Genomic DNA, 26,059 nt, shown 5'->3' on the forward strand with positions numbered 1-26,059 from the left:
CGCCCCATGCGGGCTGTTCGCCTCCCTCTTTCACTACAAAACTGATTACGCTACGACCAAGACACGTGCATATGCACAGCACTATATGTAAATCAAACCAAGCATCTTGCGTTCCAATTCAAGCAAAAAATTATCATATTTACATAAATTTAATTTAATTGTTCAAAAATATTAATCTATTGATAAACAATCATTGCATTATCTTGTAACGTGGAACCATGAATAACTAAGCCATATAGCCACATCCATTGACCGCAAACGAACAACACATATTATTTTAATTATTAAATACAAATAGTTGAACAGCTACCGTCCTATGACCACCCCCTCCGCCTTTTTAAGGTGGGCATCGACGGCGAATTCCCTCCCCTCCCTGCCAAGGAGAACAGTTGACAGAGGCATGACCGCTCTCTACTCTTGAAGGGATACGACAGCAACCTGACCGGCGCCGACCGGCGCCCCGAGGACCACGTGCGCATCCTCTTCGTTCACCCCCACGGCAGCAACTGGATGGGTGCCGGCAACGACATCACCGCCATCTTCAACCTCATGCCCCCCCTGGGGATGTTGAGCATCGCCGCGTTTCTGGGGGCGCGGGGCATGGAGGTGGAAATCATCGACTGCTACGGTACCGGCCGGCGGGGACGGGACCTGGTGGATGAGATCGTCCGGCGGCGACCCGACGCAGTCGGGTTTTCCTGCACCACCTCGTCGTTTCTCGAAGGGTACGCCCTGGCCGAAGGGCTCAAGGAGTTGCTCCCGGACACCCCGGTGATCTTCGGCGGCGCCCATGCCTGTTCGGTGGGGGTGAGCCTCCTGGACCGGTTCCCGGCCATCGACTACCTGGTTCTGGGCGAAGGGGAACAGACCCTGTACGAACTTGCTGCCGCGAGCTTTCGCAATGTGGAGAAAATTCCCGGCGTCGGCTACCGCCGTGACGGCGTCGGCACCCTCTCTGCGGCCCGGGAGCTCATCGCCGACCTGGACACCCTTCCCTTTCCGGCCTACCACCGGCTTCCCGACTTCCCCCGGCGCTACACCCTGCCCCTGTTCAGCTACCCCAAGGCTCCCAACACCAGTGTCATTTCGAGCCGCGGATGTCCCTACCAGTGCTCCTACTGTGACCGGTCGGTCTTCAGCCGGGGCTTCCGCTTCAACTCGCCCGAGTACATTGTGGAGCACCTGGCCTACCTCAACCGGGACTTCGGCATCCGCCACGTCTTTTTCTACGACGATCTTTTCACCGCCGACCGGGGCCGCGTGGCCCGCTTCTGCCAGTTGAAGGAGGCACGACGACTGCCGGTGACCTACAACTGCATCGCCCGCCTCGAACATGTGGATGCCGAGTTGTTGGCGCTGCTGAAGCGTTCGGGCTGCTGGCAGGTGAATTTCGGCATTGAGTCCGGCGATCCGGAGGTGATCAAAAAGCACCGGAAGTACTACGGACTCGACGAGGTGCAGACCAAGCTGGCCATGGTCCGCCGGGCTGGGATGCGGGTGAAGGGGCTGTTCATGCTGGGGCTGCCGGGAGAGTCGGCGGAATCCATCCGCCGGACCATCGATTATGCCCTGATGCTGCCCCTGGACGAGATCAACGTGACCAAGTTTACCCCCTTCCCCGGCGCGCCCATCTACCGGGGCATCAGGGAACAGGGGGAGTTCGACGAGAACTGGCCTCTCATGAACTGCATGAATTTCGTCTTCGTGCCCACGGGGATGAGCCGGGACCAGCTGGAGGGGCTCTACAACGAGTTCATCCGGCGCTTCTACCGCCGGACCCGCATCCACTGGGGATACACGCAGATGCTCTGGAAGTCGCCCGACAGCATCCTCCGATTCCTGCGCCACCTGCCGGAGATTCTGGCCTTCGAGATGAAGCAGAAGTGGTAAAGGTGATGCGGCAAGGCATCAGCGAGGTGTCCATGAAACGTTACGCTATAATCCTGCTCCTGGTGGCATGCCAGTTGCTCTCGGCAGGCGCCGGACATGGAGAAGAGCCGGCCGTGCGGACCGCATCCGGCGAGTTCGCCATCCTGGGGGGCTATGGCATCACCCACCGGGGGTTCGGCGCCACCCGCACCCAGGTGGAAACGGTGGATGCCATCCTGCGCTACGGGCACTTCCTCTCGGGAGAGCTGGGCACCGGCCGCTGGTTCCAGGGGCGCCACGAACTGCTGGTGGAAGTGCCGCTCCACCTGACCCTGGACCCGCGCGTGCGGACCATGACCGGCGGCTACCTCCTGGGCAGCTGGAAATTCACCTCCCTTGAGGGGCTGGCCCCCTATGTCTTCGCCGGCGGCGGCGTCCTCTACAACGACCTGGGGCTCGACACCCAGGGGACGCGGCTCAATTTTTCCTACCAGGGGGGGACGGGGCTCCAGTGGTTCGTGCGGCCGGACACGGCCCTGGGAATCGAGTACCGCTATCACCACGTCTCCAACGCCGGCACCGCCGAACCCAACGAGCCTCTGAATTCGAGCAAGTTTCTGCTGGGGGTATCGGTCTACCGGTAGGTACGCCATGAACAGAAGGGACTTCCTTAAAACCGCCGGACTGACCGGCATCGCCCTGGGGCTCCCCGGCTGCGCCCGGAGCCTCCCCTTCGGCCGGGACGTCTTTCCCGACTTCGGCGACGATGCCCGCCCCTACCTGGGGCTTGCCACGTCGCTGCGGGAAGAGCACGACTACGAGGCCCGGGTGGAAGGAACCATCCCCGCGGGGCTGCGCGGCACCCTCTACCGCAACGGACCGGCCCTCTTCGACCGGGGTGGGATGCGCAAGCGAACCCTCCTGGACGGGGACGGCATGGTGCAGGCGTTCCGCTTCGGCGACCGTGGGGTCAGATATGCGAACCGCTTCGTGCGGACCCGGAAATTCGTGGAAGAAGAAACTGCCGGCCGCTTCCTCCATCCCACCTGGAGCACCCAGGCCCCCGGCGGAATCTGGACCAACGTCTGGCCCACGGAGCGTCTCCAGAGCCAGGCGGGGATCACGGTCTTCCCCTGGCGGGGACGGCTTTACGCCTTCGACGAATCATCTTTCCCCTACGAACTGGACCCGGATACCCTGGCAACCGTGGGCGAAACCACCTTTGGCCTGCCGCGCGACCTCACCACTTACTCGGCCCATGGCAAGTTCGACCCGGTCACGGGAGAATGGCTCCACTTCGGCATCCGCTACGGCCCCCGAACATTTGTCCACCTGACCACCTTCAATGCGGACGGCACCCTCCGCCGCCACCGGGCACTGGAGCTTCCTCGCGCGATTTACATGCACGACTGGTTCGTAACCGAGCGCCACGCAGTGCTCCATCTTCACCCGGTGGAAATCGCCTACTGGCCCTTCCTGCTCTGCATCCGGAGCATGGCCGAATCCCTCCGCTGGCGCCCCGAACGGGGAACGATCCTCATGGTGGTGGAACGGGACAGCGAGACGCCGCCACGCCTGGTGGAGACCGAGGCATGCTATCTCTGGCACACCTTCAACGCGTGGGAAGAACGAGGGGGAATCACTGCCGACTTCGTGGGGTACCGCAACCCGGACCATTTCATCAGCGACGATCCGGTCATCACCGCGGTCATGCTGGGACGGCGGGGAACCTACTCCTATCCCGGCGAGGTCATGCGCTACCGGATCGATCCGGCCAGGGGGACGGCCGCCCGCGAGGTGCTCCATCAGGGGAGCTGCGAGTGGCCCCGCATCGACGAGCGGCTCCGTTGCCGCCCACACCGCACGGGGTACATGCTCCGCTGCCTGCCCGGCGAATTCTTTTGGTCAATCGTCATGGGGCTCGACCCGGTTACCGGCCGCACCGATGAGTACAGCTTCGGCCGGGGCGTCTACTGCACCGAGCCGGTTTTCGCGCCGCGGCCCGACACCCCCGCCGGCGGCCCCGGCTGGCTCCTGGTCGAGATCTATGACAGCCGCACCCGCACCAGTTCACTGGCCATCCTCGACGCCGACAGGATCGCCGATGGCCCCCTGGCCCTCGTTCGACTCACCCACCACGTCCCCTTCAGTTACCACGGCTGGTGGCAGCCTGCTTCTTAGCACCTGCTGACGGTTCAATGGGCGGGAAAGAACTGCAGCACCCGCTCCAGCCCACTCCCTGCGGCACGTGCGGGGGGAGCGGGAGTGGCATCGGGGAACTGCTTCAGCCGCTTGGCAAGCGCCTGCCGGGTTATGCCGAGCATGGCCGCCGCCAGGGTCTGATTGCCCCGGGCGCGCCGGACCGCCTCCATGACCAGCCTGTGTCCTCCCTCTTCAAGGGTCGGCAGCCGCTCGGGGAAAATGATTTCCGCATCGGGCGCCGGCGACGGCAGGTCCGTGCTGTACCCGATCTTCTCCTTGAAGCTGTCCAGGGACAGGACATGGGAGCGATGGCGGCTCACCGCATCGTAGATCATGGCCCGCAATTCGCGGATGTTCCCCGGAAAGGAGTAGATGGACAGGAGCGTTGCCAGCTCCCGGGGGGGGGTGGGGCGACGCTTGCCCAGGGTATCTGCGGCTTCCGAGAGGAAATGGTCGATCAGCAGCGGCAGGTCCTCGAACCGTTCCCGCAGGGGAGGTATCTGGACCTGGTGGGCGTTGAGGCGGAAGTAGAGGTCCTTGCGGAACCCGTTGGAGCCGTTCTTGCCGCTCAGGTCGAGATTGGTGGCGAACACGAGCCGGGCCCGGAGCTTACGGGGAGTGTCAGAACCGATGGGGAAAAATTCCCCCTCCTGGAGGAGCCGGAGCAGCTTCACCTGGGAGGCATGGCTCAGGTCCCCGATTTCGTCCAGAAAGAGGGTACCGCCGGCAGCCTCTTCGATCATGCCGCGCCGCTCGCGCTCGGCGCCGGTAAACGCGCCGCGGGCGTGCCCGAACAGGGTGTCTGCAAAGATGGTATCGTCGAGCCCCGCCGCGTTTACCGCCACCCAGGGACCGCCAGGGCAGCGGATGCGGTGGACGGCGCGGGCAATGAGCTCCTTGCCGACTCCGCTTTCACCGGTGATCAGGATCGGTTCGCTGCTCTGGGCCACGGCCTCGCAGTACTGGAACACCGCCCGCATCTTCTTGCTGGCGGTCATGATTTCCGCAAAAGCCTCCGGATGGGCCAGGTGGTCATCAAGGAACCGCGCCTTGAGGCTGCGATTTTCGTTGCGCATCTCCTGCATGGAGAACGCCCGCTGGATGCCGGTGATGAGGCGCTCCTTCTCTACGGTCTTCACGTAGTAATCGAAGGCGCCCAACTGCATGCAGCGCACAGCCGTTTCCACCTGGTTCAGTCCGCTCAGGACGATCACAGGGATGTCCGGATATTCCTGGCCGATCATTTGTAGCAGGTCTGTGCCGGAGAAGTAAGGCATGGTCAGGTCGAGAAGGATCAGACTCACCTCGGTCTCGCGCAGAATAGCCATCACCTGCCTGCTGTCGGAGCATTTGATGATGTTATCGATGCCGGTGGCCTCCCGCAGCGTGAGCGACAGGCTGCGCAGCCACGCAGTCTCATCGTCCACCAGCAGGATGGGCTTGGGGGGATACTTTTCCGGACTCATGCGGCAATGACCTCCTTTTCGGCCGGCAGGGACAGGGTAGCCGTTGTCCCGGCTCCCGGGGCGGACTGGAACTCGAGTGTGCCGCCGTAGCTTCTGACGATGCGCATGCAGATCGACAGGCCAAGACCCGTGCCGCCGGTTTCGCGCTTTGTGGTGAAGAACGGATCGGTGATGCGGGGAAGGACCTCCGGGGGAATCCCCTGCCCCTCGTCGCGCACCTGAATCGTGCAGACCCCATGGAGAAAGTCGTAGCCGGTGCTGACGGTGATCCCTTTTGTTTTGTCCTGGAGGGACTGGCAGGCGTTCATGATCAGGTTCACCACTACCTGCTCGATCCGCTGGATGCTTCCCTCGAAGGAAGGGAGGCCGGGGGCCAGCTCCAGCGCGAAATGATCGGTGGCATTTTTAATGGCATTGCCCACCAGGCGGACCGAGACCCGGACCGCCTCGTTCAGGTCCACAGGCTCGCACTGGTCGGTGCCGTCGCCCCGGGCAAAGTCCTTGAGGTCATCCACGATCCGCTTGATACGGCCGGCTCCCTCCTCCATTTCCGTCAGCAGGAGCGGCAGTTCCTCGCTCATCTCCGACCAGGGGATCCCCCCGATCGCCAGCTCGCTCTGCGGGTCAACACGATCCAGCAGCAGGGGGATTGCTTCCCGGCACACCTTTTTGACCAGGTCCACGTTAAGCAGGATCACCGCATTGGGGTTGTTGATCTCGTGGGCCACGCCGGCGGCCAGTTCGCCCAGCGATGCGAGCCGGCTCGTCCTGACCGTTTCCTCCAGAAGACGGACTTTGTCTGAGATATCGCTGGCCAGCATGATTACGTGGCTCACCGTCTCCGATCCCTCCCTGACCGGGAATGCCTTCACCTCAAGGGTCCTGCCGTCGGGCGTAGTGATGGTGGATTCCTCGTTCTCGCCCGACTCGAACGCCCTCACCGCCGGGCAGTTATCGCAGAGAGTGGTGCGGTTATAGAGCATCTCGCAGCAGTATTCGCCGGGCACGGTCCGCAACGGTGCCCCAAAGGGATCGCCGGCCACCTTGTTGGACCAGACCACCTTCATGTCATGGGAAATGAGGGTGAGACTGTCGGGGATGCCGTCCAGAATGATCCCGAACTGCCGGGAAAGCTGCCGGTAGTTCTGCTCGCTCTGGCGCAGCCTGAGCTCGGCCCGGCGGCGGAGCAGGATGCTCCAGGTGAGCAGCAGGGTGATGCTCAGGGAGCCGAACAGAATCGCGACAGCCCAGAGAAACTGGGACTTGCTCAGGTTGTAGAACGGCTTGGGTCCGTTGGTCAGAATGTGCTTCGGCGGCAGGCGCCGGGGAGATATGCCCAGCCGCTGCAGTTCCTCGTAGTCAAAGGTCGGCACGGTGATGACCGATTGCACCACCGGAATATCGGCCACCGGCTCCCCATGAAGCACCCGCAGTGCCGTCCGCGCGGCAATCCGCCCCTGTTCGCGCACATCCACGAACGGTCCCCCCACGACCCCCTCGCCGAGAAAAACGTTCCAGAAACTGTAGAGGGGAAGGCCCCCCTGCCGCAGCAGGCCCGTCTGCTCGTGGAACGAGAGAAGGTTCCCTGAGCGGTCGCGAATCGACCCGTTGATGAGGATTACGGCGCTGCGGGCAGGGGACTGGAGCCGTGCGATGATCTCCTCTGCCGACAAGTCATTCCAGAAATCGAACGTTACCCGCCCCGCGAATGCCTGGCTTGCCGCCATGAGCCGTTGGGCATTAAAGCGGTCCGTCAGCTCACGGGTGCCGCCGATGACGATCATTCTGGCCGTGCCGGGATGAAGCGTCAGGGCCTGCCTGATGACTCCCGTAAAATCGGGATCGGCCCTGACGCCCGTATGCCGGGCCGAGGCGGTGGGGAGCGGATCGGGGCCGACGGTTGCGCAGGATACGATAGGTGCACCGCGGAACAGGTCACTGCGGTTGGCGAGAGCGTAGTCGAGCGCCTCGTTGCCGGATGCGATCACCAGGTTGAACGACCGTTGCCGCAGCTTGTGGTGCAGCACCGCGTCGAACATGCGGGAGACCTGGGCTGACTGCCGGTGGCGCTTCACGTCGAGATATTCCACGTCCATGTGAATCCGCTCGAAGGAATTCGACAGCACTTCCTGGATTCCCGCCATGACCTGGTCGGTCCACGGATACCCGGGGTGATAGGAATGAAGCACCAGGATGTGGTTGGCCGCCCGCGCCTCGTAGTCGGCGCTTGCCGGAACGGGATACACCCCAGCGAGCATAATGACCGGCCACAGGCGCGACAACACGCAGACGAAACAGCGTAACCCCGTCGTTCGAAACATAGAACTCTCTCAGTGGTAACAACATCGCTAAATCAATGTATACAACCTAATCAAAAGTCTTTATTAGCACTTTTTATTCCACTGGGCGTTCGGTCTCTTCGTTTATTCCGACCATAAACATAGCTATCAATCAATATAAGCATTTTTCCCTATCCACCGTTACCCGGCAGTATTCCCCCCATAGAGCCAAAAAACGCCAAATAACGGCACTATATACCGTTGCAGGCTCTAAATTATTTTAATTTCGAGAGGTTATCACCTTTACGTTTTTTAACGCACACTAATGCTATTTCGCAACAAGGGACAGCCCTGGGGCCGCATGATTTTGGTTGGTCCCGGGAGAGGGGTATGGTATGAGATAGGCCGTGGACACGTCTCTCTCTTTACGCAAACGTCTCAAGTGGCACCTGGGCGTCTTCGCGGCCATCGTCGCGACCCTGCCGGTGCTGCTGCTTCCCGCGCCGGTCGCCGTGGCCCTCGGGGGGGCAGCCGGCTCTCTCGCCTTCCGGCTCCTGGGCAAGGTGCGCCGGAACACCGTCACGAACATCAGGAACGCGCTCCCCGCGCTCCAATCCATGGAAGGGTGGGATCCGGCGGCGGGCACGCCGGAGGAGATCGCCCGGCGCACCTTCGTCAACCTGGGGCGGACCGCCGTGGAGATCATCAAGCTTTACTACGGACAGGGACAGGGGCTGGTGGAGGGGACGGAACTGCGGGGAATGGAGCACTACCTGCGGGCAAAGGAGCGGGGCAAGGGGGTCATCTTCATCACGGGGCACTGCGATAACTGGGAGATCGTGGCCCACGCCTTCGGCTCCCATTCCGACGGCATGGCAGTGGTGGCCCGCCGCCAGAAATACGAGCCGCTGACAAAGCTGCTGGAGCGACTGCGCAACCGGCACGGCAACAGTATCATCTATGCCGACGGCGCGGCACGACAGATCTTTTTCCGCTTGAGGAAGAACGGGGCCATCGGCCTGCTCATGGACCAGGCAGTCCATCCCGGCGAGGGAGAACTGGTGGAATTTCTGGGGAAAAAGGCATGGACCACCACCATGCCGGCCCTCTTGGCGGCCAAGACCGGGGCGGCCCTGGTCCCCGGATTCGGGAGGCGGGAGGGGAATCGTCACGTGCTGGAATTCTTCCCCGAGATAGCACCCGACCCCGCCGGCGACCCCATCGCCACCACCAGGCTCCTCAACCGCGCCATCGAAGCCTACATCGTCCGCCACCCGGACCAGTGGCTCTGGGTCTATAACCGCTGGAAGCGAGTACCGGCGGAGCAGTAGCCGCCCCGTATCCCCTGCGGCGATCCCGCGAGGTTGTCAATGGATCGCACAGCAGGGATGCGGCGGCGCAGGTCAGGCCGGGCGCCTCCCGGCAGCGGCCTTCAGTTTTTCCATGTCGAAGATCACCACGCGGCTCCCGTCCACCTCGATGAGCCCCTCCTCCTTCAGCTTGCGGAACGAACGGGACAGGGTCTCGCTCACCGTGCCCAGGCGTGACGCCAGTTCCCCCTTTTTCATATCCAGATCCAGGTAGGTCGTTCCCTGGAACGAGGTGGACTTGCGCTCGGCCAGCTCTACCAGGTGGGCGGCCAGGCGCGCCGGCACCTCCGCGAAGGTGAGTTCCTCGATCTGCCGGGCAAAGCGGCGAAGCATCAGTGACAGCGACACGATCAGGTTCAGGGAGAAGCGCGGATTGCGCTCCAGCAGCCCCATGAAGCCCTCGCGCGGGAAGAAGATCGCCTCCCCCTTCTCCACGGCCCGGGCCTCGGCGGGGTACTTGCCGTCGCCGAAGAAAGCAGCCTCGGCAAAGGTTTCGCCGGGATGAACAAAGTGGAGGACCTTCTCCTTGCCGTCGGGCGAGACCTTGCAGAGCTTCATGCTCCCCTGGGCCAGGAGGTAAAAGCCGTTTGCCGGCTCCCCTTCGGCAAAGACGGTTTCTCCCCGGGCAAAGGGGCGGCGGGCGGCAATGGCCGCCACTTCGGCCAGGTGGTTCTCGTCCAGGCCGGAAAAGAGAAGCGATTTCCTGAGGATGTCCCTGATGTCCATGAAAAGTCCTTTCAGTCCCGGTCGACCGCGCATCCCCGGGCACCGAGGGTCTGTCTCACCATGAGGCGGAACAGGTGCTCCATGCCCGACTGGACGTCGGGTGATTCGATGATGCCCAGGGCCCGGGCGATTGCCTCGAATGTGGCCAGACCCTGGGGATGATTCTCCCGCCGAACGCCCCACTCGGTGGGAGGGCCCGGCGGGAGCCGGACCATCTCGGCGCGGGCGAGGCCGGGCATCCGCCGGCCCATGCGGGACGCCTGGCGCCAGGTGCCGTCGGGCACCACCAGGGTGACGGGCCGTCCGTCCCGTTCCAGCAGCTCCCGGTCCAAGACGGGGACGTCCTCGCCGGGATAGAGCAGAAGGATACGCCGCGCCGGGGTGTCCAGATCGCTCAGATCGAGGGAACGGCCCAGCTCCCCGTGGATGCGCAGTTCGCTGTTGGGGAGCATTTCCAGGGCCAGGGGGCCCGTAGCCGTGGTTTTCGGGTATTCCCGGTGATGCATGACCAGGACCACGCGGGTAACAAGGGAATACCGCGGCATAGCCGGGCAGACGCACCGGTGGATATGCATGCGGCACCGCGCACAGCGCTCGCTTCGTTTCGATCTGGTACCCACGGTGTCTCAGCGCTCCACGAACTCGGCCACGCGCCGGGCAACCAGCTCAGGGGTGAACCCGTACTGTTCGGCCAGCACCTTTTCCGGGGCCGAGGCGCCGAAGGTCTCCAGGCCGATGAACAGGCCGCCCGGACCAAGGAGCCGCCACCAGAGGCCGCCGTGCCCCGCCTCCACCGCGACTCGTGGTACACGTCCCGGCAGGCAGCGGCGCCGGTAGCTTTCCGGCTGGGCCAGGAAGGCCTCCAGACAGGGGACGGATACCACGCGAGCCGCAACCCCGGTACCGGCCATAATCTCCGCCGCGGCCAGGGCCAGGCCCACCTCGGACCCGCTCGCCATGAGAACCACGGCCGGGGCCGCACCCCCGGAACGGACCACGTAGCCCCCCTTGGCAAAGGATCTGGGGTCCAGGGGCTCCTCCCGGGCGATGGCCGGCACTTTCTGGCGGGTCAGGACAAGGGCCGTGGGACCGTCCGTGCGCCGCAGGGCCGCGGCCCAGGCCAAGGCCGTTTCGGGGCCGTCCGCTGGCCGGATCACCCGGAGGTTAGGGATGAGCCGCAGGGACGAGAGCTGCTCCACGGGCTGGTGGGTGGGACCGTCCTCACCCACGAAGAGGGAATCGTGGGTGAATACGTACACCGCCTGCTGCTTCATGAGCGCTGCCAGCCGGATGGCCGGCCGGCAGTAATCGGCAAAGACCAGGAAGGTTGCGCCGTAGGGGATGAACCCGCCGTGGCGGGCCATGCCGTTCATGATGGCGGCCATGGCATGCTCGCGCACGCCGAAGTGAAGATTGCGCCCCCCGTAGCTGCCGGGGAGCACGGAGGAGGAATCCTTGATCCGGGTGTTGGTGGAGGGCTCGAGGTCAGCCGAGCCCCCGGCCAGGGAGGGCACCGCGGCGGCGGCCGCCTGGAGGGCCTTGCCCGCAAGGGCGCGCGTGGCGCCGGCTTCGGCTCCCACCGCCGCCAGCAGCCGGGCCTCCAGATCCCTGGGCACCCCCTTTTCCGCCATCAGATCCCAGAGCCGTCCCTTGTCGGAATTGCGGCGGCGCCAGCGGCGGAGCTCATCCTGCCAGGCGGCGCGCGCCTCGGCGAGCGCTTCCCGCCTCTGTTCGCAGATCTCCCGAATCCGCTCCGGCACGTGAAACAACTCATCGGGCCACCCCAGGCTCCTGCGCGTGGCGGCGGCCTCCTCGGCACCCAGGGGCGAGCCGTGGGCGGCGGCGGAGTCGTGCTTGCCGGGCGAGCCCTGGGCGATATGGGTCCGGGCGATGATGAGGGAGGGCCGCTCCCGTTCCACCCGGGCCCGCCAGAGGGCCTCGTCCACCTGGCGGACATCGTGGCCGTCAACGGCCTGCACGTGCCAGCCAAGAGCCGCGAAGCGCCCCGCCGTGTCCTCGGAAAAGGCCAGGTCCGTGGAGCCCTCAATGGTGATCCGGTTGTCGTCGTACAGGTAGACCAGGTTGCCGAGCTTCAGGTGCCCGGCCAGGGATGCCGCCTCCTGGCTGATTCCCTCCATGAGGTCGCCGTCGCTCACCAGGGCATAGATATGGTGGGCGCAGGGATCGAACCGCTCGTCGGCGAAGCGGGCGGCCCCCATGCGCGCCGCCAGGGCCATGCCCACCCCCATGGCGAACCCCTGCCCCAGGGGGCCGGTGGTCACCTCCACGCCGGGGGTGTGGCCGTATTCGGGATGGCCCGGGGTGCGGCTCCCCCACTGGCGGAACCGCTTCAGCTCATCCAGGGGAAGGTCGAATCCGAAGAGGTGGAGCAGACCGTAGAGGAGCATGGAGCCGTGTCCCGCCGAGAGGACGAACCGGTCCCTACCCGGCCACTCCGGGTCGGCGGGGTCGAAGCGGAGGTGGGAGTGCCAGAGGAGAAAGGCGTAGTCGGCGGCCCCCATAGGCAGCCCGGGGTGACCGGAAGCGGCGGCTTCAACCGCGTCCACCGCCAGCATCCTGAGGGTATCGGCGCCCAAGCGGGCGTCTTCGTTGGTAAGGATTACAGCGGCCATGATTCCTCCTTGTTGCCATAACGTACTTCTCAAACGCACTCATTCGGGTACACTGTCAGAACCAGGGAGAACCATGCCATGTCCGAAAAACACGACCTCATCATCCTCGGCTCAGGCTCCACCGCCTTCGCTGCCGCGCTGCGGGCCCACTCCAGGGGTGCCCGGGTCCTCATGGTCGAAAAGAGCGTCCTCGGCGGCACCTGCATCAACTGGGGGTGCGTGCCGAGCAAGACCCTGATCCACGGGGCGCTATTCTATCAGGAGGGGCGGCTCGGGGCAAGGCTCGGTCTCGGAGAGTGCAGAGACACCGTCGATCTGGCCCCCCTCATGGCCCGCAAGGAAGAGGTAGTAAAGCACCTGCGCACCGCCAGGTACCTGGATCTGCTCCGGGATACGCCAGGTCTGGAGCTGGCCAAGGGGACCGGCCGATTCCTGGGACCCGGCCGGCTGGAAGTGGTGGACCGGGTCTACCGCTGCGACCGCTTCCTCGTGGCCGTCGGCGGCACGCCCCGCATCCCGAAGATTCCGGGCCTGGAGTCCACCCCGTTCCTCACCAGCCGGGGCGCGCTCCTGCTGAAACGCTTTCCGGCAGCCCTCATCATCATCGGCGGCGGGGTCATCGCCGTGGAACTGGGGCAGATGTTCCAGCGCCTGGGCACCCGGGTAACCATCCTCGAACACGGCCCGCGCATCCTCGCCCCCATAGAGCCGGAACCGGCCCTGGCGATACGGAACGTCCTCAGGGACGAAGGGGTGGAGATCGTCTGCCGTTCGCCGGTCTGCGCGGTGTCGGGAGACGGCTCCGCAGTGAGCGTGGAGGTCGAGCGCGAGGACGGACGCCGGACCTATACGGCGGAACAGCTCCTCCTGGCGGCGGGGACCGCACCTGCCACCCGCGGCATCGGCCTGGAGGTGGCCGGCGTGGAAACCGACGGCCGGGGGTTCGTCAGGGTGGACGAACGGATGAGGACCACGGCGCCGGGCATCTGGGCCGCCGGCGACTGCACCGGAGGAATGATGATCGCCACGGTGGGCGCGCGGGAGGGAATCATCGCCGTTGACGACATGTTCGCCACCGGCTGCGGCTGCACCATGGACCACCTGAGCGTTCCCATGGCCATCTTTACCGACCCGGAGGTGGGGGTCGTCGGCTACACCGAACAGGGTGCCCGGGACGCCGGACTCGACCCGATCGTGAGCATTCTCCCCGTGTCGGCCATTCCCAAGGCTCATGTGACGGGGCATACGGCAGGCGTCATCAAGCTGGTGGCGGAACGGGCCACGGGACGGCTGCTGGGGGCTCACCTGGCCTGCCACCGGGGGGCCGAGCTCATCAACGAGGCAGCGCTGGCCATCCGGCTGAAGGCCACGTTCGAGGATCTGGCAAACGCCTTGCACGTCTACCCTTCAATAGGAGAGGGGCTGCGGCTTTGCGCCCAGGGATTCACGAGGGATGTCAACAAGTTGTCGTGCTGTGCGGAGTGATGGACCATGGAACCGGGCGGCGTCTACGCAAAAAATGTTCAGCTTGACCGGGAATTGTCACAACGGCTGCACGGGGCGCTCACCTGCGGCAAGGAGGAACTCTTTCAAGTCGTGGCCGACCCCGCGCCCGAGGTGATCCGCGCTGCCCTGCGCAACCCGGCACTGGACGAAAACCACCTCCTGATATTGCTCGGACGGCGGGATCTGGTCGAGGATCTCGTGGCAGCCATCGGCCGCCACGATGCGGTGGCCGAGAGCCACAAACTGAAGGCGGCCCTGGTGCGCAACCCCGCCACCCCCGCCCAGTTGGTCATGTCGCTGCTGCCCCACCTCTATCTGTTCGAGCTGGTGGACCTCTGCCTTCTCGCCGGCGTGACCCCGGACCAGCGGGTCGCGGCCGAGCGCGCCGTCATCCAGCGTCTCTCCACCACCCCCCTGGGTAACAAGATCACCCTGGCCCGGCGCGCCACCGCATCGATTCTGGACGCCCTGCTCAAGGAGGGCGATGTGCGGGTGGTGGAGTCGTGCCTCACGAACCCCCGCCTCAAGGAAGGGTCGGTCTTTCAACTGGTTTCCAGCTCCCGTGCCACCGGCGACGTCATCGCTGCCGTGGCACGCCACCAGTGCTGGAGCAACCGCCCCAACCTGAAGGCAGCCATGCTCAAAAACCCCAACACACCCACCTCCCTGTTCAGCACCCTCCTCGCAGCCGCCTCGACCATGGAGGTCAGGAATCTGGCCGCCTCAGGGCGCCTGGGCGCCGAACGCAAGCGCCTGGCAAGCCAGGAACTCAAGCGGCGGGGCTGCTGACCGCCCTATTCATACCACCGCCGCACGACAAAGGTCTTCTCCCCCTGCCCGTCCGCGTCCCTGAACCGGTCCGACGGCGTTCGCCCCTTCATTACCTCGGCCAGCACCTCCCCCAGGGGTCGGACCACCACGCCGTCCCGCACTCCCGGTACCGGGCCGAGGCGGCTCTCGATGGTCCGTTCCCGGTCCAGCACAATGATCACGTGCCCCTTCCAGACGATCAGGTCCAGGGGTTCCAGCCGACGGCGGATGGCCTCGACGGAAAGGCCGGCAATGGGGACGCCCCGGCCGAAGCCGGTGAGCGCGCTCGTATTCCGGGGAGTGACGCCGTTGGTGGCCTCGTAGAGAAGCCCCGAACAGTCGAGCCCCTGGAGCCGCCAGCGGCGGTTCGTTTCGGCGGGGAGCCTGCCCGGTGGATGAAAGAAATTCACCATTGCCGGCACCCCGGCGCGCACATTGCCCCCCCAGACGTAACGGCTTCCCCTGGCAGCCAGAAGGCGGACGATGATTTCGTCGCGGGAAGGGAGCGACCGGGACCGCGGCGGCGGTTCCTCATCCGTGAGCCGGACGAAACGGTCATCCACGAAATAACCCGTGGCCGATGGATAGGGATAGTCGTCGGTGGTCACCCGGTGGACCACTGATGCGCCGTTTCGGACGGTCTCGTGGACCACGAACACCGTCCCCGGCAGGGCGATGAATTCCAGCTCCCGGATCTGGCCCTGTCGGTCGGTACGCAGGGTCGAGCCGTCCCTGCCGCCGAAGATGCCGGGGAAATCGGGAGTATTGAGGACCGGGGCCGGCAGCACCGCCACAGCGTAATGCTTCGCACCGCCCGCCCGGGCGACGAAGGTCATCATCAAAACGAAAACGGCCGCGGCAGCGGCCAGAAAGCATCTCTTCACACATCTCCCTTCTTCGAAAAATACACAAGGTAACGCATTAACCACTGAAAGTTCGGAGGAACAGGGGGAGGATCAACAATCCGTGCTATCTGTGCGCACCCTCACCACTGCAACTCCCCGTGAGGGGGCGGGGCTCACGCGGAGAAAAGAGCCCCGCAGAAAAGCACCGGAGAAACTCCCGGAGGGAAAGCGGCGGGCTCGGCAGTTCAGGTCATGTAAAAACCGGTCGGTGACGCTTGACTGTTTTCGGAGCGGGAGTCCCGCCCCCTTACGCAACCACAGCCCTCCTGACACACCAAAAAGCAGTCAGCCGCAGAGTTTATCCGCGATATCCGTGAACCCTGCGGCAGAAACGCCGTTTATGGATTCACTTGAGAAAATACTGATGTACCGCTGCCCCGGCCAGCCACACGCCGAAACTGGCCGCCAGGACAACCGGCAGCGGGAGATGCCGCCGGAAAAGGACATATGCCACCACAAAGAAGAGGATGGTTGGGATGATCCCCCAGAGGACTCCCCTGGTGTACCCCTCCATGAGCCGGTAGTCCCCCGGCGACTCGGACCAGAGCCAGAGGAGCACCAGCAGGCTCGTGAGGGGCATGGTGGCGATGAGGCCGCCAAGGGTCGGGAATCGCTTGCCGATCCTGGCGCAGGCAATGATGACGGCAAGGCTGATGAGTGCCTTTGCGAAGGTTTGCACCGTTGCCCCCTACTCCACCACCACGCTCACGATCCCCCGCAGGTCTCCCGCCGCGAAGCCGGCGGCACGATCATCTCCCCCGGCAGGCTCCCCTGTTCCTTCATGGCGGCCATCCGGGCACGGGCGACCGCGTCGCCTTCGGCACCAAAGGCCGGGAGCGCGCCGACCAGCGTCGCAAACAGGCAGGTGGCGAGCATGCGTTTCGTCTGGTTCCTGCCGAACACGTGGCTCAGGCCTTGAGGATCGCCTCAACCAAGTCGAACAAGGGACCGGGCCAGACACCGAGAGCCAGAATGGCGACGGTCACGGCGCCGAGGCAGACCGCCTCCGCCGGGGTGGGGAGCGGACCCGGGGCAGCCTCCTCAGCCGGTTTCATGTAGAGGTTCACCACCACCCGCAGGTAGTAGTAGGCCGACGCCGCTGCCGTGAGGATGCCGATGATCGCCAGGGGCGTCTCCCCTGCCCTGAGGGCCGCGAAAAAGATGGCGAACTTGCCGGCAAAGCCCACGGTGGGGGGAATTCCCGCCAGGGCAAACATGGCCACCGCCAGTACCACCCCCTGGAACGGCCGTCGGTAGCCGATCCCCCGGAGCTCATCCACCTGCTCCAGCGGTCTTTCCTGTTCCAGGGAGGCAAGGGCGCCGAAGGCCGCCAGGCTCATGACCCCATAGGCAACGGCATAGAAGGCTGCGGCCTCGTAGCCCCGTCCACCAGAGAGGAGCGCCAGGGCCACGTACCCCATCTGGGCCACGGAGGAGTAGGCGAGCATCCGCTTCACATTGGGCTGGAGCAGCGCCGCCAGGTTCCCCACGGCCATGGAGAGGAGCGCCAGCCCCCAGAGGGGCGCCCGCAGGGGACCGATTCCCCCCAGGGGGGGCAGGATCAGCAGGAACAGGGCGATGGCCGCTCCCTTGGAACCGGCGGCCAGGAAGGCGGTCACCGGCGTCGGCCCCCCCTGGTAGACATCCGGGGTCCAGAGGTGGGCCGGGGCCAGCGACACCTTGAAGGCGAGCCCTGCCAGGAGGAGCCCCCATCCCGCCAGGGCGATCCCGCCGCCCGCTGCCGAGGCGGCAACGGCCCGCCCGATCTCCAGGGAGCCGGTGGCACCATAGAGGAGCGCGATGCCGAAGGCCACGAATGCCGCGGACACGGCACCCATGAGGAGATACTTGAGTCCCGCTTCCCCCGATGCCGGCCGGTTGCGATCATAGGCCACCAGGATGTAGAATGCGAAGGTCAGGGCCTCCAGCCCCAGAAAGAGGGTCAGGAAGTTGGCCGCGCTCGCCACCACCCCCATGCCGAATGCGCCGAACAGGATCGTGGCCGGATACTCCTCTCCCTCCAATCCCTGCCGGTCGGCGTGGTCATGGGCAAGGAGCAGGGACAGGAGCGCGGTCACCGCGAAAAGCACCAAAAACGACCGGGCGAACGGCGTGAACGCCACCCCCAGGGTCGGCGCCAGGGGCCGGGGGGGGGTCTGCAGAGCCCAGAGGGCCGCACCGGCGCAGACCGCCACTCCGATGGCAGTCCCGTACCGGCCAGGCACGATCGCACCCAGGATAAGCACGAGGACGCTCCCGCAGGCGAGGAGCAGAAGCGGCATGATGGTCCAGAGATCGGCGATGGTCACGGTGCCACCCCCGTCAGCAGCGCCACCGGCACCTTGAGGATATCCAGGAGCGGTTTCGGATGGACCCCGATGTAGAGATCGATCACGGCCAGTACGGCCAGCACCGCCCCCTCACGCAGGGTCAGGTCGGGCAGGCGCAGTGGCCGCCGTTCCGTCTGGAAGAGAACCTCCTGCACGAGTCGCACGGTGTAGATAAGCGGCAGCACGATACCGAGGAAGGCGATTGCCCCGGCTGCTGGCGTGATCCGGAAGACCCCCACCAGGATCAGGAACTCTCCCACGAAGTTGTTGAGCCCCGGCAGCCCCGCCGAAGCCATGGCGAAGAAGAGAAAGAAAAAGGAGAAGGCCGGCATGGTTCCCCAGAGTCCGCCGAACGCCGACACCTCCCGGGTGTGGGCGCGCTCGTCCAGCATCCCCACCAGGGCGAAGAGAGCGGCGGTGGTGAAGCCGTGGTTCACCATCTGGAGAATGGAGCCCGACAGGGCCACCGGCCCCCAGGAGGCGATCCCGAGGGCGACGAACCCCATGTGCCCAACGCTGGAGTAGGCCACCATCCGTTTCATGTCCTCCTGGGCGTAGGCGATCCACGAGGCATAGAGGATGCCGATGATTGCCAGCACGTAGAGGAGCGGCGTGAATCCTTTGGCCGCCTCGGGAAAGAGCGGGTAGCCGAAGCGGACCAGACCGTAGGCCCCGGTCTTCAGGAGCAGCGCCGCCAGGATCACGCTGCCGGCCGTGGGGGCGTCGGTGTGGGCGTCCGGGAGCCAGGTGTGGACCGGAAACAGCGGAAACTTGATGGCGAAGGCCAGCAGAAACGCCCCGAAAAGCCACGGAGCCGCGGCATGGGCAATGGGTGACTTGGCCAGGAGCGGCAGGGCAAAGGTGAAGGTGCCGGTGGCATCGCCATGAATGAGGTAGACCCCGATGATGGCCAGCAGCATCAGGAGCGAGCCCACCAGGGTATAGAGGAAGAACTTAACTGCCGAGTAGATGCGTCGGCCGTGGCCCCAGATGCCGATCAAGAAGAACATGGGGATCAGCATCACTTCCCAGAAGAGGTAGAAGAGGACCAGGTCAAGGGAAAGGAACACTCCCATGATCCCGCTCTCCATGAGAAGGATCAGGAAGTAGTGGAGCGTGGCCCGCTCGGTGATGCCGCGCCACGAAACGAGCATCGCCACCACCGTGGTGAAGGCGGTGAGGGCCACCATGAGGAGGCTGATCCCGTCCATCCCCAGCAGGTACCGGATGCCGAACCGCTCGATCCAGGCGGCATCTTCCCAGAGAAAATACCCTGCTGCGGCACCCGGCGCCGGCGGCATTCCCGGCGCGGCGACGAGGACCCAGCCGGCCAGGGCCAGTTCCGCCACGGCAATCCCCAGGGCGAGGGGGCGGGCCCACTCCGGACGGTTCCAGACCGGCGCCAGGCAGAAGCACCCCGCCAGGGGGAGGAGGATCAAGATGGTGAGGATGGAGTAGGAAGTCATCAGATCCTCCCCCATGCGAGCCACCCCAGAACCAGCGCCAGCCCCGCCGCGAAGCTGAGGAGATAAACCGACACCCGTCCGCAACTCCAGCGGCCCAGCCCTTGTCCGGCCGTACCGATGCCGTCGGCCAGGCGGTCGAGAGAGTCGTCGATCACCCCTTCGTCCACCCGGCGCCAGAGGAAGGAGGCGATGGCCTCGTAGGGGCGGATGAAGAGGGCGCGGTAGAGATGGTCCGCGTACCAGCCGTTCAGGAGGAAAGCGGTGATCCCCCTGGGCTCGGCTGCGGCTGCTTCGATCCGGGCCGCGCGGCGGATGCCGCCGTAGCGGTAGTGGGCGATTGCAAGTCCGGTCAGGGCCACGAGGGCGGCGATTGCCTCCACGGCCATCTCTTCCCCGTGGGAAAGATGGGCAGCCCCTTCGGTGAGGGTCGTGGCCAGGAAGCGGCCGAGCCAGCCGTCGGCCAGGAACGCGGGGAGGTGGATAAACCCACCGATGAGCCCCAGGATCGCCAGGGGAAGGAGCATCAGGTCCATGATCCGCGGATTACGGTGAACCTCCGTTGCCCCCTCGCCGCCGAAGACGAGGTAGACCATTCGGAAGGTGTAGAAGGAGGTGAGGAGCGCCGCCATGAGCCCCAAACCGAAGAGCCCGCCGTAGAGCGCGCCCCCCTTGGCCCAGACCGCGGCCAGGATTGCGTCCTTGCTGAAGAAGCCGCCGGTGGGGGGAAGTCCCGCCAGGCAGGCGGCACCGGCCATGAAGGCCCAGAAGGTGACCGGCATCTTCCGGCGCAGGCCCCCCATCCTGAAGAGGTCCTGCTCGTGATGGAGGGCCGCGATGACGCAGCCGGCCCCGAGGAACAGAAGCGCCTTGAAGAAGGCATGCACCAGCAGGTGGAAGGTGGCGGCAGTGACGGCGCCGGCCCCGACGCCGAGCATCATGTAGCCGATCTGGCTGATGGTGGAGTAGGCCAGCACCCGCTTGAAGTCCCGCTGGACCAAGGCGCAGGTGGCGCCGTAGAAGGCGGTGACGGCACCGGTTATGGCCACGGCGGCCATGACCACGGGGGCCGCGCTGAAGAGGGGCGACATCCGGGCCATGAGGTAGACCCCGGCGGTGACCATAGTGGCGGCGTGGATCAGTGCCGAGACCGGCGTTGGGCCGGCCATGGCGTCGGGGAGCCAGACCATGAGGGGTACCTGGGCCGACTTCCCCATGGCCCCGGCCAGAAACAAAAGCCCCAGCGCCGTGACGACCCCCACGGGCATCAGAAATCCCATCTGGTTGATCTGGCTGATGGATTCGGTCTGGAAAAGCTGGAAGCACCAGACAATGCCGATGCCGAAGGCCGTATCGCCGATTCGGGTGGTGATGAAGGCCTTGCGGCCGGCAGTGGCGTTTTTCGGGTCGGAATACCAGAAACCGATGAGGGCGTAGGAGCAGAAGCCGACCCCTTCCCACCCCAGGTAGAGAAGCGGCAGGTTCTCCGCCAGGATCAGGACCAGCATGGCAAAGACGAAGAGATTCAGTAGCGCGAAGAACCGGGCCGGGCTCCCCTCCCCCGCCATATATCCCACGGCGTAGAGGTGGATCAGGCCGCAGACGAAGGTGATCATCACCGTCATCACTAGGGAGAGGGGATCCAGGTAGAGGGCGATGGGGGCGGTGAAGTCGAAGTCCGCCAGCCAAGTGGCCAGCAGCACGGTCTCCGGCGCTTCATAGGCCGCGAAGGCCAGGGCCGCGCAGACGAAGGCCCCCCAGACCGCGGCACAGGCCAGCGCCTCGCACAGGCGGCGCGGGAGCTTCCGCCCCACCAGCGCGTTGAGGGTGCCGCCCAGCAGCGGCAGCAGGAGTATGAAGGCGAGATAGAGCTTCATCCCTGCAGCTCCCTGAACTCATCCGCATCAACCGTCTTCTTCCGCCGGTGGAGGTAGACCACCATGGCCAGGGCCAGGGACACCTCGGCCGAGGTGAGGGCCATGATGATGAGGGAGAAGACCTGTCCGTCCGCCATTCCCCAGCGGGCCGCGCCCCCCACGAAGGCGAGCATGGCGGCGTTGAGCATCACTTCGATACCGATGAGGAGCATGATCAGGTTCATCCGCCAGACCAGGACGCAAACAAGCCCCAGGGCGAAGAGAAGGCCGGCAAGGATCAGAACGTGCTCGAAGGGGACGATCACCGCTCCCTCCTTTTGGCCAGGTAGAGCGCCCCCACCAGTGCAAAGAGAAGCTGCATGGAGATCACCTCAACTGCTACCCCGTATTTCCCGAAGAGCGTCAGGGCGAATTCCTTCACGCCGATGGCCCGGCCCGCCGCCGATGCCGCCTGGGCGCGAGAGATCAGAAGCGTCAGGGCCGACGCCAGGGTTACGGCGCCGAGGGCCAGGGCGGGCCACCAGTCGCGGATGCCGGGACGCCTGGCCCGCTCCGGGTGCCCCAGGTCCAACATCATGATCACGAACAGGAAGAGGACCATGATAGCGCCGGCATAGATGATCACCTCGAACACCGCCACTACCGGCGCGCCGAGCGTGAAGAAGATGACCGCCAGGGCGAAAAAGGAGGTCACGAGGTAGACGATGGCGTGCACCGCGTGCTTCTCGGTGATGGCAAGGACCGTGGCAATGACGGTCACGGCGGCAAGGATGTAGAAAAGGGCCTGTTCCATACCGTTAGGGCATCAGCCCCCGCACGTCCACCGGCTCTTCCTCGCATTCGCCAGCCCCGCGGGGCTGGGCGACGCCGATGCCGGCGTGACGGTAGAAGTTGTACCCGGCATCCTTGCCGCAGCCATCGATGAGGAGGTCCTCCTTCTCGTAGACCAGTTCCATGATGTCCCGTTCGCAGATCTCGTAGTGGGGGGTCATCTGGATGGCCAGGGTCGGACAGGCCTCGGCGCAGAGGCCGCAGAAGATGCAGCGGGAGAAGTTGATCCGGAACCACCGGGCGTAGCGGCGGCCCTCCTCCCCTTCGGCCGCTTCCATGGAGATGCAGTCAACGGGACAGGCCGCGGAGCAGAGGTAGCAGGCCACGCAGCGCTCTCCGCCGTCCGGGTCGCGGGTGAGAACGATCCGCGCCCGGTAGCGGGGCGCCGGCGTCCGCTTCACCTCCGGGTACTCCACGGTCACCGGCCTGCGGAAGATATGCTTCCAGGTCACGAAAAGCCCGGTGGCGATGGCTTTGAAATCGGTCAGTATCGGCATGGTTCACGGGAGTGGAGGGGCTCCGGCCAGAGCCCCTCCACCGGTTCACGCGGCGGTCAGGCGGTGCCCGACTTGGCCCGTTGCGCCTTTTTGATCAGGTCCAGAGTGTCAGGGTGTCCGTTCGCTTCCGCATAGGTCAGGGCCGTATTGCCCAGCTTCATCTTGGCCAGGGGGTCGGCGCCGGCCGTCAGCAGGTCTTCCACGCATTCGTTGCATCCGTAATTCGCAGCCAGCATGAGGGGGGTGTGCCATTCGAGATCCCGCGGGTCCACCTGCGCGCCCGCCTCAAGCAGCGCCCGGATGGCTGCAGCCTGACCGTTGGCCGCCGCGTAGTGGAGGGCGGTCTTGCCCTTCTCGCTTTTGGCCTCCAGGTCGGCGCCACGGCCGATGAGATCCCTGATCGCATCCACATCCCCTGCCTTCGCCGCGTCGATGAGCGGCGTATGCCCGTGCTTGTCCTTGGTATTCACGTTCTCAACCATGACACGTCCTCCTTTGCTTCGTTGCGTGTTGGATTCTCTTCTGCGGAACGATGACCAGTGTGCGTGTGTCAGACCGTGATGCGGTTGTGCGTGGTGCGAACGTTCTCTCCCCCCTTTCTCTCGATGGTGTTTGTCTCTCCGTTACACGAACATCAGTACCCATCCGGTGATCAGGATGTTGAGCAGTGCCAGCGGCGTCAGCACCTTCCATCCCAGGTGCATGAGCTGATCGTAGCGCAACCGCGGCAGGGTTCCCCGCATCCAGATGAAGAAGAAGGCGAAGGCGAGAGTCTTCACCGAAAACCAGACGAAGGGAGGCAGCAGCGGCCCCTGCCAGCCGCCCAGAAAGAAGGTGGTTGCCAAACCGCCGAGGACGATGATGTTGATGTACTCGCCCACGAAAAAGAGGCCGAAACGCATCCCCGAGTACTCGGTGTGGAACCCCGCCACCAGCTCTCCCTCCGCCTCGGGGATGTCAAAGGGTATCCGCTTGCATTCGGCCGCGATGCTGATGAGAAAGATCAGAAAGGCCACGGGCTGGTAGGCGATGAACCAGACCCCCTCCTGGGCCGCCACGATGTCCGACAGCCGGAGCGACCCGGCCAGCATCACCGTGGGCACCAGGGACAGCCCCATGGAGAGCTCGTAGGAGATGAGCTGGGCCAGCCCCCGGATGGAGCCCAGGAGCGCGTACTTGGAGTTGGACGCCCATCCCCCCAGGGCCACACCATACACCGCAATGGAGGAGAGTGCCAAGAAGAAGAGGAGCCCCACGTTCAGATCCGCCACCTGAAGCGGGATCTCACGGCCGAGAATCGTGACCGGCGCCCCGAAGGGGATCACCGCAAAGGTGAGGATCGCCGGGACGGCAGCCATGGCCGGGGCCAGATAGAAGAGCCACTTGTCGGCGCCGGCGGGGCGGAAATCCTCCTTGGTCAGGAGTTTGATGAGATCCGCCAGGGGCTGCAGCAGGCCGAAGGGGCCCACCCGGTTCGGCCCCTTGCGGTCCTGGATCCAGGCCAGGAGCCGCCGCTCGGCGAAGACCAGGTAGGCCGCCAGGGTGAGCACCACGAAGAAGATCAGGGCGATCTTGGCCCCGTGGATGGCTATGTCGAGAGCAACTCCGTTCATGACTCCCCGCCGGGTTCCGGCAACGTGAAGTAAAACGTGGCGCCGGCGCCGGGCGTTCCCTCCGCCCAGATGCGCCCTCCATGGCGGTCGATGATCCGCTTGACCGTGGCAAGGCCGATGCCGGTCCCCTCGAACGCGCGCGCGTCGTGGAGGCGCTCGAAGGGCTGAAAAAGCTTGTCCTTGTGGGCCATGTCAAAGCCGACGCCGTTGTCGCGGATAAAGTAGAGCCGCTCTCCCTCGCCCTCGCAACGGCCGAACTCGATGACTGCGTTCTCCTTTGGGGCCGTATATTTCCAGGCGTTCCTAAGGATATTCTCCATGGCAGCCCGCAGCAACCCCGGATCCCCCTCGACCGTCAGGCCGTCGGCTATGATGAAATCCACTGCCCGACCGGGCTCCCCGTCACTCAGCTCACGGGCAATGCTCCGCGCCAGGCGGCTCAGGTTCACCGCCTCGTGGACGACCTCACCCTTCACGCTCCGGGAAAACCTGAGAAGATCGTCTATCAGCTGTTCCATCCGCGTTGCCAGCCGGATCATGCGGATGAGGATGTCCCGCCCCTCCCCCTCCAGGCGGTCGGCGTAGTCCTCATAGAGCATGCGGCTGTACCCGTCCAGCCTCCGGAGCGGGCCGCGCAGGTCGTGAGAAACTGAAAAACCGAACGCCTCAAGTTCGCGGTTGGCGGTTTCCAGGGCCTCGGTGCGCTCCCGCACGCGCTGCTCCAAATCCGCGTAGACCCGCACATTTTCCATGGCCACCGACGTCGTGTCGGCAAGGGCCTGAATGACGCTGATCTCCTGCTCGGAGGGGCGATGGCGCCTGGCCCAGTAGGTGCCGATGGCGCCGATGGGGTCTTCCCCCCGGATGGGGACCATGGCAAGGCTCTGCACGAACGTAGGGCGATAGGCCTCCACGGGTATCCGCTGATCCTGGTAGATATCCTCGATGACCGCCGCCTGCCGGTTGAGCATGACCCACCCGCTGATGCAGCGCTCAAGGGGGAACCGGAGCCCCTTCCAGAGCGGGGCGATGGCATCTTCGTCCGCATAGAAGCAGTTACCGTTTTCCCGCAGGACAAACGTGGCCCCGTCGGCGCTCACCAACTCCCGGGCGGCAGTCCGGACCACCGCCGTAATCTCGTCGAGGCTGCGGGCCCGGGAAAGCTCCTGCACTACGCGGACAAGCCGCTCCATGAGCCCGCCGAGCCGCCGGTTCTCCTCCTGGGCCGCCATGCGGTCGGTAATGTCCCGATTGCTCCCCCGCCGGCCGAGAAACGTTCCGGCGCCGTCGTGCACCGGCTGACAGTGATGACTGATCCAACGCACCTCACCGGTGCGCGTGATGATGCGGAAGTCAATGGGGCAGACCCCCTCTCGATTGGCCAGAGCATCCGTCAGATGGCTCTCCACGGCCTCCCGGTCCTCAGGATGGACAATCCGCCGCAGCAGGCCCGCTTCACCCATGAACTCGTCGGGACGGTACCCGGTAATCCGCTCGCAGGCCGGGGAGACATAGCGACAGGCCCCCTCGGGGTCGAGCCAGAACTCCCAGTCAGCTGCGAAATCGAGCAGCAATTTGCAGATGTGTTCGCTCTCCATCGGCTTCCTCAATGGTGTGACGCAATGCCGGGAGATGGCCCCCGAATGTATGCACCGCCGCGCCGGGCTGTTTCTTCCACGCGG

23 protein-coding genes are annotated in these 26,059 nt (G+C 65.0%); 6 read left to right on the plus strand and 17 right to left on the minus strand.

Translation table 11 applies throughout. From position 1 onward, the window contains the following. Positions 1–471: 471 nt before the first annotated feature. The 3 genes from AABA48_RS14480 to AABA48_RS14490 are packed head-to-tail and all read left to right on the plus strand — an operon-like array spanning position 472 to position 4,050. Positions 472–1,890 (plus strand): B12-binding domain-containing radical SAM protein, encoded by a 1,419-nt coding sequence (locus AABA48_RS14480; RefSeq protein ID WP_338271297.1) that lies wholly within the window; start codon positions 472–474, stop codon positions 1,888–1,890. Positions 1,891–1,922: 32 nt separating this feature from the next. Further along, positions 1,923–2,513 carry an acyloxyacyl hydrolase gene (locus AABA48_RS14485; protein WP_286351040.1) on the plus strand — a complete coding sequence of 197 codons (591 nt, stop codon included), beginning with the start codon at positions 1,923–1,925 and terminating at the stop codon, positions 2,511–2,513. Between the two features lie 7 nt (positions 2,514–2,520). Continuing rightward, positions 2,521–4,050, plus strand: coding sequence for a carotenoid oxygenase family protein (locus tag AABA48_RS14490; RefSeq protein ID WP_338270686.1), 1,530 nt, complete (start codon positions 2,521–2,523; stop codon positions 4,048–4,050). A gap of 14 nt (positions 4,051–4,064) precedes the next feature. Here AABA48_RS14490 and AABA48_RS14495 read toward each other — a convergent pair whose 3' ends face one another. Together AABA48_RS14495 and AABA48_RS14500 are read right to left on the minus strand one after the other, a co-directional pair. Next, on the minus strand, positions 4,065–5,537 hold the full coding sequence (locus AABA48_RS14495) for a sigma-54-dependent transcriptional regulator (RefSeq protein ID WP_286351042.1): 1,473 nt from the start codon (positions 5,535–5,537) through the stop codon (positions 4,065–4,067). Then, complete coding sequence (locus tag AABA48_RS14500; protein ID WP_286351043.1) at positions 5,534–7,858, minus strand: ATP-binding protein; 2,325 nt, start codon at positions 7,856–7,858, stop codon at positions 5,534–5,536. Before AABA48_RS14500 ends, AABA48_RS14495 begins: the two co-directional genes overlap by 4 nt. A 365-nt stretch (positions 7,859–8,223) precedes the next feature. On the opposite strand from AABA48_RS14500, the gene AABA48_RS14505 reads away from it, so the two are divergent. After that, entirely contained in the window at positions 8,224–9,147 is a 924-nt protein-coding gene (locus AABA48_RS14505; protein ID WP_286351044.1) for a lysophospholipid acyltransferase family protein, read from the plus strand. A gap of 72 nt (positions 9,148–9,219) precedes the next feature. On the opposite strand, the gene AABA48_RS14510 is transcribed toward AABA48_RS14505, so the two are convergent. The 3 genes from AABA48_RS14510 to tkt form a co-directional block, all read right to left on the minus strand. Next, positions 9,220–9,912, minus strand: a complete 693-nt coding sequence (locus AABA48_RS14510) for a Crp/Fnr family transcriptional regulator (RefSeq protein WP_010944031.1) — start codon at positions 9,910–9,912, stop codon at positions 9,220–9,222. 11 nt (positions 9,913–9,923) lie between these two features. Continuing rightward, complete coding sequence (locus tag AABA48_RS14515; protein WP_338270687.1) at positions 9,924–10,457, minus strand: tRNA-uridine aminocarboxypropyltransferase; 534 nt, start codon at positions 10,455–10,457, stop codon at positions 9,924–9,926. A gap of 81 nt (positions 10,458–10,538) precedes the next feature. Beyond that, positions 10,539–12,545, minus strand: a complete 2,007-nt coding sequence (tkt, locus tag AABA48_RS14520; RefSeq protein WP_286351046.1) for a transketolase — start codon at positions 12,543–12,545, stop codon at positions 10,539–10,541. A 78-nt stretch (positions 12,546–12,623) separates the two neighbouring features. Between tkt and merA the strand changes: the two genes are divergently transcribed. Together merA and AABA48_RS14530 are read left to right on the plus strand one after the other, a co-directional pair. After that, positions 12,624–14,030, plus strand: coding sequence for a mercury(II) reductase (gene merA / locus AABA48_RS14525; RefSeq protein WP_286351047.1), 1,407 nt, complete (start codon positions 12,624–12,626; stop codon positions 14,028–14,030). A 6-nt stretch (positions 14,031–14,036) separates the two neighbouring features. After that, entirely contained in the window at positions 14,037–14,840 is an 804-nt protein-coding gene (locus AABA48_RS14530; RefSeq protein WP_286351048.1) for a hypothetical protein, read from the plus strand. Between the two features lie 5 nt (positions 14,841–14,845). On the opposite strand, the gene AABA48_RS14535 is transcribed toward AABA48_RS14530, so the two are convergent. The 12 genes from AABA48_RS14535 to AABA48_RS14590 form a co-directional block, all read right to left on the minus strand. Next, a complete protein-coding gene (locus AABA48_RS14535) occupies positions 14,846–15,745 on the minus strand; it encodes a peptidoglycan endopeptidase (RefSeq protein WP_338270688.1) in 900 nt (299 codons plus the stop codon). A 367-nt stretch (positions 15,746–16,112) separates the two neighbouring features. After that, a complete protein-coding gene (locus AABA48_RS14540; protein WP_286351050.1) occupies positions 16,113–16,445 on the minus strand; it encodes a DUF3147 family protein in 333 nt (110 codons plus the stop codon). A 26-nt stretch (positions 16,446–16,471) separates the two neighbouring features. Further along, positions 16,472–16,642: a hypothetical protein gene (locus tag AABA48_RS14545; protein WP_286351051.1), complete on the minus strand. Its 171-nt coding sequence runs from the start codon at positions 16,640–16,642 to the stop codon at positions 16,472–16,474. A 32-nt stretch (positions 16,643–16,674) separates the two neighbouring features. After that, positions 16,675–18,075, minus strand: a complete 1,401-nt coding sequence (locus AABA48_RS14550; RefSeq protein ID WP_338270689.1) for an NADH-quinone oxidoreductase subunit N — start codon at positions 18,073–18,075, stop codon at positions 16,675–16,677. Beyond that, positions 18,072–19,562 carry a complex I subunit 4 family protein gene (locus AABA48_RS14555; RefSeq protein WP_010944040.1) on the minus strand — a complete coding sequence of 497 codons (1,491 nt, stop codon included), beginning with the start codon at positions 19,560–19,562 and terminating at the stop codon, positions 18,072–18,074. The genes AABA48_RS14550 and AABA48_RS14555 overlap by 4 nt, the downstream gene beginning before the upstream one ends. Continuing rightward, positions 19,562–21,436 (minus strand): NADH-quinone oxidoreductase subunit L, encoded by a 1,875-nt coding sequence (gene nuoL / locus AABA48_RS14560; protein ID WP_014552191.1) that lies wholly within the window; start codon positions 21,434–21,436, stop codon positions 19,562–19,564. Before nuoL ends, AABA48_RS14555 begins: the two co-directional genes overlap by 1 nt. Next, on the minus strand, positions 21,433–21,741 hold the full coding sequence (gene nuoK, locus AABA48_RS14565; protein ID WP_010944042.1) for an NADH-quinone oxidoreductase subunit NuoK: 309 nt from the start codon (positions 21,739–21,741) through the stop codon (positions 21,433–21,435). Before nuoK ends, nuoL begins: the two co-directional genes overlap by 4 nt. Beyond that, positions 21,738–22,229, minus strand: coding sequence for an NADH-quinone oxidoreductase subunit J family protein (locus AABA48_RS14570; protein ID WP_010944043.1), 492 nt, complete (start codon positions 22,227–22,229; stop codon positions 21,738–21,740). Before AABA48_RS14570 ends, nuoK begins: the two co-directional genes overlap by 4 nt. 4 nt (positions 22,230–22,233) lie before the next feature. Further along, on the minus strand, positions 22,234–22,764 hold the full coding sequence (nuoI, locus tag AABA48_RS14575; RefSeq protein WP_338270690.1) for an NADH-quinone oxidoreductase subunit NuoI: 531 nt from the start codon (positions 22,762–22,764) through the stop codon (positions 22,234–22,236). Positions 22,765–22,820: 56 nt separating this feature from the next. Beyond that, entirely contained in the window at positions 22,821–23,246 is a 426-nt protein-coding gene (locus tag AABA48_RS14580) for an ankyrin repeat domain-containing protein (RefSeq protein ID WP_010944045.1), read from the minus strand. 141 nt (positions 23,247–23,387) lie between these two features. Then, a complete protein-coding gene (nuoH, locus tag AABA48_RS14585; RefSeq protein ID WP_010944046.1) occupies positions 23,388–24,377 on the minus strand; it encodes an NADH-quinone oxidoreductase subunit NuoH in 990 nt (329 codons plus the stop codon). Further along, entirely contained in the window at positions 24,374–25,975 is a 1,602-nt protein-coding gene (locus AABA48_RS14590; protein ID WP_010944047.1) for an ATP-binding protein, read from the minus strand. Before AABA48_RS14590 ends, nuoH begins: the two co-directional genes overlap by 4 nt. Between the last annotated feature and the right edge of the window lie 84 nt (positions 25,976–26,059).

Origin of the sequence: Geobacter sp. 60473 (assembly GCF_036323535.1) — a bacterium.
Classification (GTDB): domain Bacteria; phylum Desulfobacterota; class Desulfuromonadia; order Geobacterales; family Geobacteraceae; genus Geobacter; species Geobacter sulfurreducens.